We start from the raw sequence: 11,169 nt of genomic DNA, 5'->3' as shown, positions 1-11,169 counted from the left end.
CCAGATGGACAAACGGGCACCTCGAGAGCATGCGACAGGTGGGTGATACGCCCGTCGACGACGTGGTCGAGAAAGTGTTCAAACGGGACGTTAACGAGGTCAATCGGATCATGCGCACACTCGTGCGCAATGACCAGCCGGTGCCAACGGATTTGCCAAAGGAGCTCCGGGGCTACCTGAAAACTTCGCTCTCCCTTCCCAAGTGGGCCGACCCGGACAAGATCAAGCGAGGGCAGCAGGTGTTCGAGGAGAACGGCCTGCTCATCACGCTCTGCCTGTTTTGCGCGTCGCTGCCGTCGGCTTACGCGGACAGTTACGCCGTGAAGGTGCTGTATCTGACCGGCCAGCTCGACACGGACGCACGGCGGCGAGTGATGGAGACCGGCCAGTTCCTGATCGACGCATGCACCACCGGCGGGCTTGATCCAAAGGGCAAGGGCCTGCGCGCGATCCAGCACGTCCGCCTGATGCATGCCGCGGTGCGTCACCTGATCAAGGACCGCGCCGGTAAGCACCCCGGCCTGTGGAACTACCCCCGTTGGGGCCAACCGATCAACCAGGAGGACATGGCCGGGACCATCCTCTCTTTCTGGTACGTCGTCGGCGACCCGATGGGCCGCCTCGGCGTGAACCTGTCCGACGACGATAGGGATGCGTACCTCCATCTCTGGACCGTCATCGGCCACCTGATGGGCGTGCTCGACGAGATGCGTCCGCACAACGTCGCCGACGCCAACGCGCTGCTCGAGACCATCAAGCGTCGGCGCTTCACGGCATCCCTCGAGGGGCAGCACATGACCCGCGCGCTCCTCGCGCTGCTCGACCAACTCACGCCCACCAAGGAGTTCGATAAGACGATCCCGCCGCTGATCCGCCACCTGATCGGCGACAAGACCGCGGACCTGCTGCTCGTGCCGCCTGTGCAGCACCGCCGCGAACTCGAACAGCTCGCGCGGGTCGCCGACTGGTTCTCCACCAACGTGCTGAGCCGGATCGGCCGCGCCTTGCCGCGCTACCACTTCGTCAAGGAGCTGGCTCCGGTGTTCGGGCGCGAACTGTTGGAGAGTGCGTTCGAGTTCGAGCGGGGTGGCGTGCGGGCGTCGTTCGACATGCCCGATCACCTGGCCCGCAAATGGGAGATTTCGAAGCCCTCCCGCCCGTAAGAGCACTTCGTCGCGCGGGGGCAGCAGGTGTTCGTCATCTCCTGGCGCATTCCGCAAAAGCGGCAACGGGATTGGGGTTTCGACGCGTACCGGGTGATCAGGCGGTCACATCGACATCGTGCACAACGCGACCGGGCTCGCCCCGTGATCGAGGGCTTTCTGAGCGAGGCAGGCGAACGGGCCTAGGCGCGGATGTCCGCGGTGACCGCATTCGTCAACCGGATCAGATCTTGTGGCGAGACGCCGACGTCCCAGCCCCGCCGGCCCGCGCTGCAGTACACCCGGTCCCAGGCCAGTGCGCCAGCGTCGACGACGGTCGGCAACGTCCTGCGCTGCCCGAACGGCGACACGGCGCCCAGCACGTAGCCGGTGGCGCGCTCGGCGGCAGCCGACTCGGCCATGCTCGCTTTGCCCACCCCCAACGCCGCGGCCGCCGCCTTCAGCGAAAGCCGCTCGGCCACAGGCAGTATCGCGACGGAGAGCCCGCCGGGCACCGCGATGACGAGGGTCTTGAAGATCTGGTCGGGTGCGATGCCGCGCTCGGTCAGCGCGTGGACCGCCTCGGCGCCGAACGAGCGCTCGCGCGGATCGTGGTCGAACGTCACAACCTCATGCGGCACACCAGCTTTCACCAACACGGCCAGCGCGGGTGTGGCAGCCACTAGGGCCCGGTGTACCCCGGCGGGTTCACTCCGTCGACCCAGAAATCGACACCGAGCTGCCCGCCCGGCACGCAGTTGTAGACCGACAGGTCGGTGACCCCGGACTCCAGCAGTACGTCCTCGCACAGCAGGGTGTTGCCGGTGTACTCGCGGGCGGGCTTGTTGAGGATCACGTAGGCCGCGTCGGAGTACACCTCCGGCTTGCGGGCGCGGCCCATCGCCTCGTCGCCGCCGAGCAGGTTCTGCACCGCCGCGGTGGCCACCAGGGTGCGCGGCCACAACGTGTTCGACGCGATGCCCGCCTCGCGCATCTCCTCGGCGATGCCCAGCGCGCACAGCGTCATGCCGAACTTGGCCATCATGTACGCCGTCGGCTTCAGCCATTCCTTGCCGAGCAGTACGGGCGGCGACAACGTCAGGATGTGCGGGTTGTCCGCGGACTTCAGGTGCGGGATGCAGGCCTGCGACACCGCGTACGTGCCGCGCACCTGGATGCCGTTCATCAGGTCGAACCGCTTCATCGGCACCTCGGTGATGGACCCCAGGTTTATCGCCGACGCGTTGTTGACGCAGATGTCGATGCCGCCGAACTGCTCGACGGTCTTGGCCACCGCGGCCTGGACCGACTCCGGATCGCGGACGTCCCCGACGATCGGCAGCGCCTGCCCGCCCGCCTCTTCGAGCTCCTTGGCGGCGGTGTACACCGTGCCTGGCAGCTTGGGGTGGGGCTCGGCGGTCTTGGCGATCAGGGCGATGTTGGCGCCGTCTTGGGCGGCGCGCTTGGCGATCGCCAGGCCGATGCCGCGGCTGGCACCGGAGATGAACATGGTCTTGCCGTTCAGGGACATGGCGTCACACTAACGTCCGCCTGCTCCCGGTCGGATCGGGGGACGGGCGGCCACGGATCCCGCCGGGAAATAGCACGTCGGCCGCGACTGTTGAAGCAATCGGTCTCGAAGTTCCAGTGGGCGCCACCCGGGCAGACAGTGTCGGTGGCAGCCTCTAGATTGGGAGGAGCGGTTTGGTGTCAGCGGCGACGAGCCTGTTGGACCGTCCAATGGGTGCAGAGCAGTTGGCTTGCGTTCTGGCAGGCCCGCTGGCGCTTCCGGTGCTGTCCGGTGACACCGCAGCAGAAGGGACCGGGGTAATCGACATGGCCGACAGCGACGGCGCGACAGCACAGGAGATCGCCGAGCCGGGCCCGCAAGAGACGGATGCGGAGCTGATGGCGCGCTTCGAGCGCGACGCGATTCCGCTGCTGGACCAGCTGTACGGCGGCGCCCTGCGCATGACCCGTAATCCCGCCGACGCAGAAGACCTGCTGCAAGAGACGATGGTCAAGGCCTATGCGGGCTTCCGGTCGTTCCGGGCTGGCACCAACCTCAAGGCCTGGCTGTACCGGATCTTGACCAACACTTACATCAACAGCTACCGGAAGAGGCAGCGCCAGCCGGCCGAGTACCCGACCGAGGAAATCACCGACTGGCAGCTGGCGTCCAATGCGGAGCACTCGTCCACCGGCTTGCGCTCGGCCGAGGTGGAGGCGCTGGAGTCGCTGCCGGATACCGAGATCAAAGAGGCGCTGCAGGCGTTGCCCGAGGAATTCCGGATGGCCGTTTACTACGCCGATGTCGAGGGTTTCCCGTACAAGGAAATCGCGGAAATCATGGATACGCCCATCGGGACGGTAATGTCACGGCTGCACCGCGGCAGGCGTCAACTGCGGGCGCTGCTGGCTGACGTCGCCAAGGAGCGGGGTTTCAACCGCGGCCAGCAGGCGCATGAGGAGGTGTCGTCATGAGCGAGCTTTCCACCCCCGGCGACACGTGCCCCAATGACGACGCCCATGGCGCTGTCGGCTGTGCCGAGGTGATCCGCCAGGTCTGGCTGCTGCTCGACGGCGAATGCACGCCCGAGTCGCGGGACCAGCTGCGCCGCCACCTCGAGGCGTGCCCCGGCTGCTTCAAGCATTACGGCCTCGAGGAGCGGATCAAGGCGTTGATCGCCAGCAAGTGCAAAGGCGAGAAGGCCCCCGAGGGCCTGCGCGAGCGGCTACGGCTGGAGATCCGCCGCACCACCATCATCCGGGAGACGCGGTAGCGGTTCCTCAGGCGTTGGGTCGCTTGCCGTGGTTGGCCTTGCTGTGCTTGCGGTCGCGCTTCTTCCGGCCCCGTTTGGCCATTTCGGAAAACCTCCGTTGATTGATCAGAACCGGGCGCCCCGCGCCCGTTAGCGTGCCTCACATTCTCGCACGGCCTGTCGGGGGGCCGTGCGCCGCGGTGGGTCGGGGGCCTGTGGTTCGATATACACCGAGCCTGACGGAAGCTAGTGGACCAGCAGCCAGCCTGCGCAATGGCCGAAACGAGTGGGGTGAAGATGGCCGAGGATGTGCGCGCCGAGATCGTGGCCAGCGTGCTCGAAGTCGTAGTCAACGAGGGTGACCAGATCGGCAAAGGCGACGTCGTAGTGCTGCTGGAGTCGATGAAGATGGAGATCCCGGTTCTGGCTGAGGTCGACGGCACGGTCAGCAAGGTGAGCGTCTCGGTGGGCGATGTCATCCAGGCGGGTGACCTGATTGCCGTGATCAGCTAGGGCCCGAAAAACCTGTGAACCCCTCCGCTGCCGGGGAATCGCCCGGGGAGTGAGCGATGTCGACTCTCGGTGACCTGCTTGCCGAACACACCGTGCTGCCCGGCAACGCCGTGGATCACCTGCACGCGGTGGTGGGGGAGTGGCAGCTGCTGGCGGACCTGTCCTTCGCCGACTACCTGATGTGGGTGCGCCGCGACGACGGCATGTTGGTGTGCGTGGCGCAGTGCCGGCCGAACACCGCGCCCACGGTGCTGCTGACCGACTCGGTGGGCAGCGTCGTCGCCGCCGACCGGCTGCCGCTCGTCGCCGAGACCTTCGACTCCGGCGTCGCCCAGCGGGATGGCGAAGTGGCGCACCAGGATTCGTGGCTGCCCGGCCCGCACGTCGAGGCGTCCCCGGTGCGCTACGGCGGCAGGGTGGTGGCCGTGCTCACCCGGCATCAAACCGCCGTCGCGGCCGACCGCGCGTCCGGCCAGCTGGAGACCGCCTACCGGGACTGCGCCCGGGATCTGGTGGCCATGCTCGCGGAGGGCACCTTCCCCGACGTCGGCGACGTGGTCATGTCGCGTTCCACGCCGCGGGCCGGCGATGGCTTCATCCGGTTGGACGTCAACGGGGTGGTCGCCTACGCCAGCCCCAACGCGGTGTCGGCCTACCACCGGATGGGCCTGACCACCGAGCTGGAGGGCCGCAACCTGGTCAAGGTCACGCGGCCGCTGGTTTCCGACCCGTTCGAGGCGCAGGAGTTGGCCGAGCACGTGCTCGACCTGCTGGCCGGCGGGCGCAGCATGCGGATGGAGGTGGACGCCGGCGGCGCCACGGTGCTGTTGCGGACGCTGCCGCTGGTGGTCGACGGCGCCAGCGCCGGCGCCGCGGTGCTGATCCGCGACGTCACCGAGGTGAAGCGCCGCGACCGGGCGCTGATCTCGAAGGACGCCACGATCCGCGAAATCCACCACCGGGTGAAGAACAACCTGCAGACGGTCGCGGCCCTGCTGCGCCTGCAGGCCCGCCGGACCGCCAACGACGAGGGCCGGGAGGCCCTGATCGAGTCCGTGCGCCGGGTCTCGTCCATCGCGTTGGTGCACGACGCGCTGTCGATGTCGGTGGACGAGCAGGTCAACCTCGACGAGGTCATCGACCGGATCCTGCCGATCATGAACGACGTCGCGTCGGTCGACCGGCCGATCCGCATCAACCGGGTGGGCGACCTGGGTGTGCTGGACTCCGACCGCGCGACCGCGCTGATCATGGTGATCACCGAACTGGTCCAGAACGCGATCGAGCACGCCTTCGACCCCGCCGCCCAAGAGGGCTCGGTGACCATCCGCGCCGAGCGGTCGGCGCGCTGGCTCGACGTCGTCGTGCACGACGACGGCCGCGGCTTGCCGGAAGGCTTCAGCCTGGAGACGTCCGACAGCCTGGGCCTGCAGATCGTGCGGACGCTGGTGTCGGCCGAACTGGACGGGACGCTGGGCATGCGCGAGGCGCCGTCGCGTGGCACCGATGTGGTCTTGCGGGTGCCGATCGGCCGGCGAACCCGATTGACGTTATAGCCTGCGCCCGACACAACAGCGCGGCCCCGACTTTCGTCGAGGCCGCGCTGTGTGGTCTAAACCGAGTCAGACTCCGCTACGGGCCTTCGTCCGGGCGTTGCGACGCTTGAGTGCGCGCCGCTCGTCTTCGCTCATGCCGCCCCAGACGCCCGAGTCCTGGCCGGTATTCAGGGCCCAGGAAAGGCAGTCTGTGGTCACCGGGCACCGATTGCAGACCAGTTTCGCGTCAGCGATCTGCGCGAGCGCCGGGCCGCTGTTCCCTACCGGGAAGAACAGCTCCGGGTCTTCGTCGCGACAGACCGCCTTGTGGCGCCAATCCATAAGTTGTTACTCCTCACTGAGTGCGCAGCAAGGCGCACGGCCAATTTTCTTCGGCTGTTAACGCGTGCACAAGAAAAGGGGCCGTACCCCCATCTAAATTTCTGCATGCAACCTTTTGATCGTTTCACAGGCCCAACAGAAGTCAATAGCGTGCGTTACCTCGTGGGCAATCTCACTTTGACCGTTCCGTAGCCGGACCATTACTCCGTTGTACTACGCTGGCTGGCCGATCTGGCACAAAATATTCGCCGCCTGGCTATCGGGGACTTCGTTACGGCAGCTCAGAGTGGGTTTTTCGCGGAGGCGCGACCACGGCCAGCGCGTCCGGGACCGAGCGAAACGTCATGCTTTCGCGCACGCCGAGGTAATCCCCGTCGAACTGGCAGGCAACCGGGCCCGCGGCCGAGGTCACCCGCAAACAGGGCAGGTCGTCCTCGGTGACGAGGTGGTCGAACGCGAACTTGGGCCGTTTGGCGAACATCTGCCGCACGATGCGCAGCGTCGGAATCGGTTTCATGCTCTTCGGCGCGAACACACCCAGCCCTGACTCGAAGGCGCAGCCGGGATTGGTCCACACCGGCCGCTCGTTGGCGAACGTCCACGGGCTGGAGTTGGAGACGAACACGAAGCTCACCCCCGCGATGGGTTCGCGGCCGGGCAATTCGAGCTGCAGCATCGGCTCGCGGCGCGTGTAGCCCCACACGGCGGGCACCGCCGCGCGGATGTAGCGCCACGCCGTGACCTTGCCGCCCTTGTCGCGTTCGGCCTCGACCGCGGCGACCACTTCCGCGTCGACGCCCATCCCGGTGTTGAAGACGGCCCACCGCTCACCGCAGTCGATCAGCCCGATGCGGCGCCAGGTGTGGTGGTGGCGGTAATCGTCGATCAGCTGGATGAGCTGGTTGGTCGCGGCCACCGGGTCGCGCGAGATCCCCAGCGAGCGCGCCAGGACGTTCGCCGAACCGCCGGGAACCACCGCGACCGCCGGCACCGGCCCGGTGGGCGCCGAAGTCGAGCCCGGACGGCCGAGCAGGCCGTTGACCACCCCGCTGACCGTGCCGTCGCCCCCGTGCACCACGACCAGGTCGACGCCGTCCGCGACCGCCTTCTCAGCGAGTTCGCTGCCGTGACCGCGGTGGTGGGTGTGTTCGACGGTGAGCTGCAGGCGGCTCTTGAGCGCGTGCGCCAGCAGGTCGCGACCGGCCGGGGTCGTGGAGGTGGCGGTCGGGTTCACGATCAGCACGGCGCGCATGGTGCACGAGCTTATGCGGGCCGGTTAAGGCCGCGCTGTGGGGAACTGTCCCGGCGGTGGGGTGACTACGCTGACGCGGGTGACCGTGTTTCGCCGCAACCCTGGGTCCGCCCCGGCCGCCGTGCGCGCCGCCGGGCTGCTCGTGGCGGTGCAGGGGGCGGCGGCCCTGGTCATGGCGGCGGTGCTGGTGGTGCGGGGCGCCGCCGGGGCCGACCAGCGCGTGGTCAACGGTTTGGGCACGGCGGTCTTCTTCGTCCTGGTTGGGGCGGTGGTGCTGGCCGCCGGGCGCGCGCTGATCCTCGGCAAGCGCTGGGGCCGCGGGCTGGCCGTCTTCACCCAGCTGCTGTTGCTGCCCGTGGCGTGGTACCTGACCGTAGACTCGCACCGACCCGGCTTCGGGATTCCCGCGGGGATCGCGGCGCTGGCCGTCCTCGGCCTGCTCTTCAGCCCCGCCGGCCTGCGCTGGGCCGGCAGCGGCGCTCAGCGGGACTCGGCCAGCTCGGCCAACCGGCGGCCCGACACCCGATAGGTGGTCCACTCGCCCTGCGGATCGCCGCCGATTCCGTCGTAGAGCGCGATCGCGTCGGCGTTCCAATTCAGCACCGCCCAGGACAACCGCGTGTAGCCGTTGTCGAGGCATTCGGCCGCCAGCGTCGCCAGCAGCGCCCGGGCCAGGCCGCGACGGCGAAAACCCGGACGCACGAACAGGTCTTCGAGGTAGATGCCCGCCACGCCGTCCCACGTGGAGAAGTTGAGGAACCACAGCGCCATCGCGGCGACCTCGCCGTCGACTTCCGCGACGTGCCCGTGCAATGTCGGGCCGGAACCGAAAAGCGCTGCGGCAATCTGCTTTTCGGTGACCGTGCATTGGTCGGCGGCGTTTTCGAATTCGGCCAGCGCGTGGATCATTTCGGTGATGGCGGCGGCGTCTTCGGGTGTGGCCCGGCGAATGGTCATCGCTCGACGCCCAATGCGTTGAGGATGGTGGCGAATTTTGTTGTGGTTTCCGCGACTTCCTCGTCGGGATCGGATTGGGCGACGATGCCGCCCCCGGAGCGGGCCAGCGCGCTGCGGCGGTCCGCCGACAGCTGCGCGCAGCGGATCGCCACCACCCAGCGGCCGTCGCCGGCGGCGTCGCACCAGCCCACCGCCCCCGCGTAGAACCCGCGGTCACCCTCCAGCTCGGCGATGAGCTCGACCGCGGCCTTGGTCGGCACTCCGCCGACGGCGGGGGTGGGATGTAACGCCAGGGCCAGATCGATTGCACTGGTGGAGCTGTCGCCCAGCCGGCCGATGATCGGCGTACACAGGTGCCAGACCGCCGCGGTGCGGCTCAACTCGGGCTCGGCGGCGATCGTCAGCTCGTCGCACAGCGGCTCCAGGGCCGCCCGGATCGTCTCGACCACCAGCTGATGTTCGTGCCGGTCCTTGGCCGAGCGGGCCAGCGCGGCGCCGCTGGCCGCGTCGACGTCCGGGTCGGCCGCGCGGGGGGCCGATCCGGCGAACGGCTGACAGGTGACGCGGTCCCCGGAGCGCGCCACCAGCAGTTCCGGGCTGGCGCCTACCAGCGCCACACCGGCGTAGTCGTCGCCGGCCGCGGTCAGGTCGACCAGATAGCCGTAGGCGGCAGGATCCGCGGCGATGAGCCGGCGCAGGATGACGCGCGTGTCCAGGGGGGCGTCGGCGACCAGCCGCAGCGCGCGGGACAGCACCACCTTGCTTAGCGGGCTGTCGGGGGCGGTGAGCTGATCACGGGCCCGGACGATGCGGCGGCGGTAGTCGTCGGGTGGCGGGTCGGCGGCGGCGATGCGCACCGGTGGCAGCGGGCCCGCCGGCCAGCCCGGCGGCCCGTCGGCGCGGCGCACGGTCTCGGGTGTCAGTAGCGCCGCGGGCCGACTCACGTCAAATGGCAACGCGCCCAACACAATTGGGGCGGCCCCTGACCTCAGGGCGTCCTGCGCCGCTGCCACGTCGCGGTAGCGTTCCCGCACCCCCTCGGCGAGCAGGGTCTGCTTCGGTCCGCACAGCGCGAACGGCGGTTGGGCGCTCACCCGGGTTTGATCGCCTGTGGCTGCGCGGTCAGGCCGAGCGCGGCGAGCTGTCGCACCCCGTGTTCGAAGCCGCACACGGCGAGCGAACCGGCCAGCATCCAGAAGCGGCTGCCCTCGACGAGCGGCAGCTCCACCCAGCGCGTGATGATCGAACGCGAGAAGTGGCTGTGACCCGCGAACACCACGTCGCGGTCGCTCATGTGCTCGAGCGCGAATGCCACGGCCCGATCGGCGCGTTCGCTGACCTGCGCCACGCTCTCGCCGCCGGGGCATCCGTGCGTCCATACCAGCCAATCGGGCACCGACTCGTGGATCTGCTGCGTCGTCAGCCCCTCGTAGGATCCGTAGTCCCATTCGGCGAGCAGGGGAGTGACCTCGTCGACCGCGAGCCCGGCCAACTTCGCCGTGGTCAGGGCCCGGATACGCGGGCTGCTGACCACCAACGGGTCGGTGAGGTTGAGTTCACGCAGGACGCGGCCGGCAAGCTCGGCCTGGACGCGGCCGGTGTCGGTGAGCTCGAGGTCGGTTCGACTGGTGTGCTGGCCGGATTTCGACCACTCGGTCTCGCCGTGGCGGAGCAGTACAAGTCGGTGGTTGTGCAGGCCCATATCGACCGATTCTGCCGGACGACACCCCGGGCCCGTCGGCCGCGGCGCGGCGCGATCGAACATGCCAGGATGGGCACTGTGACCGTGGCAACAAGGAGGGGCGGGCGCTGGTGACTAAGACCCGGGTATTGGCGGTGGCCAACCAGAAGGGCGGCGTGGCCAAGACGACAACGGTTGCCTCGCTGGGGGCGGCGATGATGGACGCGCGTCAGCGGGTGCTCCTGGTCGACCTGGATCCGCAGGGCTGCCTGACGTTCTCGCTGGGCCAGGACCCGGACAAGCTGCCGGTCTCGGTGCACGAGGTGCTGCTCGGTGAGGTCGAGCCCAACGCCGCGCTGGTCACCACGATGGAGGGCATGACGCTGCTGCCGGCCAACATCGACCTGGCGGGCGCCGAGGCGATGCTGTTGATGCGCGCCGGCCGCGAGTACGCGCTCAAGCGCGCGCTGGCCAAGGTCTCCGACGACTTCGACGTGGTCATCATCGACTGCCCGCCGTCGTTGGGCGTGCTCACCCTCAACGGGCTGACCGCCGCCGACGAGGTGATCGTGCCGCTGCAGTGCGAGACGCTGGCGCACCGCGGCGTCGGCCAGTTCCTGCGCACCGTCGCCGACGTCCAGCAGATCACCAACCCGGAGCTGCGGCTGCTCGGCGCGTTGCCGACGCTGTACGACTCGCGGACCACCCACACCCGCGACGTGCTGATGGACGTCGCCGACCGCTACAACATGCCGGTGCTGGCGCCGCCGATCCCGCGCACTGTCCGCTTCGCCGAGGCCAGCGCGTCGGGCTCGTCGGTAATGTCCGGCCGCAAGAACAAGGGCTCGTCGGCCTACGGCGAGCTGGCGAAGGCGCTGCTCAAGCACTGGAAGACCGGCAAGCCGCTGCCGACGTTCGCCGTCGAGGTGTAGCCGGACCCGATTGTGCGTCCGCGGCTTTAGAGCGTGCGGCTGTGGCGCGGCGC

15 protein-coding genes are annotated in these 11,169 nt (G+C 68.7%); 7 read left to right on the top strand and 8 right to left on the bottom strand.

The annotated features are described in order from the left end of the window. Positions 1–38: 38 nt before the first annotated feature. The gene (locus ACEL92_RS21140) at positions 39–1,163 is read left to right on the top strand and encodes an oxygenase MpaB family protein (RefSeq protein WP_374022594.1); all 1,125 of its coding nucleotides are present in this window, start codon (positions 39–41) and stop codon (positions 1,161–1,163) included. A 182-nt stretch (positions 1,164–1,345) separates the two neighbouring features. Here the strand turns inward: ACEL92_RS21140 and ACEL92_RS21135 are convergent, their stop codons facing one another. Both ACEL92_RS21135 and ACEL92_RS21130 read right to left on the bottom strand, forming a co-directional pair. Further along, positions 1,346–1,825 carry a YbaK/EbsC family protein gene (locus tag ACEL92_RS21135; RefSeq protein WP_374022593.1) on the bottom strand — a complete coding sequence of 160 codons (480 nt, stop codon included), beginning with the start codon at positions 1,823–1,825 and terminating at the stop codon, positions 1,346–1,348. Then, entirely contained in the window at positions 1,825–2,673 is an 849-nt protein-coding gene (locus ACEL92_RS21130; protein WP_374022592.1) for an SDR family oxidoreductase, read from the bottom strand. Before ACEL92_RS21130 ends, ACEL92_RS21135 begins: the two co-directional genes overlap by 1 nt. A gap of 305 nt (positions 2,674–2,978) precedes the next feature. Here ACEL92_RS21130 and ACEL92_RS21125 point away from each other — a divergent pair, with 305 nt between their 5' ends. Then, a complete protein-coding gene (locus ACEL92_RS21125; RefSeq protein WP_374026318.1) occupies positions 2,979–3,626 on the top strand; it encodes a sigma-70 family RNA polymerase sigma factor in 648 nt (215 codons plus the stop codon). Continuing rightward, complete coding sequence (gene rsrA / locus ACEL92_RS21120; protein ID WP_374022591.1) at positions 3,623–3,925, top strand: mycothiol system anti-sigma-R factor; 303 nt, start codon at positions 3,623–3,625, stop codon at positions 3,923–3,925. The genes ACEL92_RS21125 and rsrA overlap by 4 nt, the downstream gene beginning before the upstream one ends. Positions 3,926–3,932: 7 nt before the next feature. Here rsrA and ACEL92_RS21115 read toward each other — a convergent pair whose 3' ends face one another. Next, positions 3,933–4,007 (bottom strand): 50S ribosomal protein bL37, encoded by a 75-nt coding sequence (locus ACEL92_RS21115; protein ID WP_011728008.1) that lies wholly within the window; start codon positions 4,005–4,007, stop codon positions 3,933–3,935. Between the two features lie 194 nt (positions 4,008–4,201). Here ACEL92_RS21115 and ACEL92_RS21110 point away from each other — a divergent pair, with 194 nt between their 5' ends. Further along, on the top strand, positions 4,202–4,417 hold the full coding sequence (locus ACEL92_RS21110; RefSeq protein WP_044512934.1) for a biotin/lipoyl-binding carrier protein: 216 nt from the start codon (positions 4,202–4,204) through the stop codon (positions 4,415–4,417). Positions 4,418–4,473: 56 nt separating this feature from the next. Further along, positions 4,474–5,973, top strand: a complete 1,500-nt coding sequence (locus tag ACEL92_RS21105) for a sensor histidine kinase (RefSeq protein WP_374022590.1) — start codon at positions 4,474–4,476, stop codon at positions 5,971–5,973. Between the two features lie 66 nt (positions 5,974–6,039). On the opposite strand, the gene whiB1 is transcribed toward ACEL92_RS21105, so the two are convergent. Together whiB1 and ACEL92_RS21095 are read right to left on the bottom strand one after the other, a co-directional pair. Then, positions 6,040–6,294, bottom strand: coding sequence for a transcriptional regulator WhiB1 (gene whiB1 / locus ACEL92_RS21100; protein WP_007168139.1), 255 nt, complete (start codon positions 6,292–6,294; stop codon positions 6,040–6,042). A 271-nt stretch (positions 6,295–6,565) separates the two neighbouring features. Beyond that, positions 6,566–7,546: a diacylglycerol kinase family protein gene (locus ACEL92_RS21095; protein ID WP_374022589.1), complete on the bottom strand. Its 981-nt coding sequence runs from the start codon at positions 7,544–7,546 to the stop codon at positions 6,566–6,568. Positions 7,547–7,631: 85 nt separating this feature from the next. On the opposite strand from ACEL92_RS21095, the gene ACEL92_RS21090 reads away from it, so the two are divergent. Beyond that, entirely contained in the window at positions 7,632–8,075 is a 444-nt protein-coding gene (locus tag ACEL92_RS21090) for a hypothetical protein (protein ID WP_374026317.1), read from the top strand. Here ACEL92_RS21090 and ACEL92_RS21085 read toward each other — a convergent pair. Genes ACEL92_RS21085 through ACEL92_RS21075 form a run of 3 tightly spaced genes read right to left on the bottom strand, consistent with a single transcriptional unit; the run spans position 8,027 to position 10,205 of the window. Beyond that, a complete protein-coding gene (locus ACEL92_RS21085) occupies positions 8,027–8,503 on the bottom strand; it encodes an N-acetyltransferase family protein (protein ID WP_374022588.1) in 477 nt (158 codons plus the stop codon). The two genes, ACEL92_RS21090 and ACEL92_RS21085, sit on opposite strands and share 49 nt — an antisense overlap. Further along, entirely contained in the window at positions 8,500–9,597 is a 1,098-nt protein-coding gene (locus ACEL92_RS21080; protein ID WP_374022587.1) for an isochorismate synthase MenF, read from the bottom strand. The genes ACEL92_RS21085 and ACEL92_RS21080 overlap by 4 nt, the downstream gene beginning before the upstream one ends. After that, positions 9,594–10,205 (bottom strand): acid phosphatase, encoded by a 612-nt coding sequence (locus ACEL92_RS21075; protein ID WP_374022586.1) that lies wholly within the window; start codon positions 10,203–10,205, stop codon positions 9,594–9,596. The genes ACEL92_RS21080 and ACEL92_RS21075 overlap by 4 nt, the downstream gene beginning before the upstream one ends. A gap of 110 nt (positions 10,206–10,315) precedes the next feature. Between ACEL92_RS21075 and ACEL92_RS21070 the strand changes: the two genes are divergently transcribed. Then, positions 10,316–11,116 carry a ParA family protein gene (locus ACEL92_RS21070; RefSeq protein WP_374022585.1) on the top strand — a complete coding sequence of 267 codons (801 nt, stop codon included), beginning with the start codon at positions 10,316–10,318 and terminating at the stop codon, positions 11,114–11,116. The last annotated feature ends 53 nt before the right edge of the window (positions 11,117–11,169 follow it).

It is taken from the genome of Mycobacterium hainanense, assembly GCF_041890355.1.
Classification (GTDB): Bacteria; Actinomycetota; Actinomycetes; order Mycobacteriales; family Mycobacteriaceae; genus Mycobacterium; species Mycobacterium hainanense.
The sequence above is the reverse complement of the archived record's forward strand: the minus strand, read 5'-3'. Positions and strand labels throughout refer to the sequence as shown.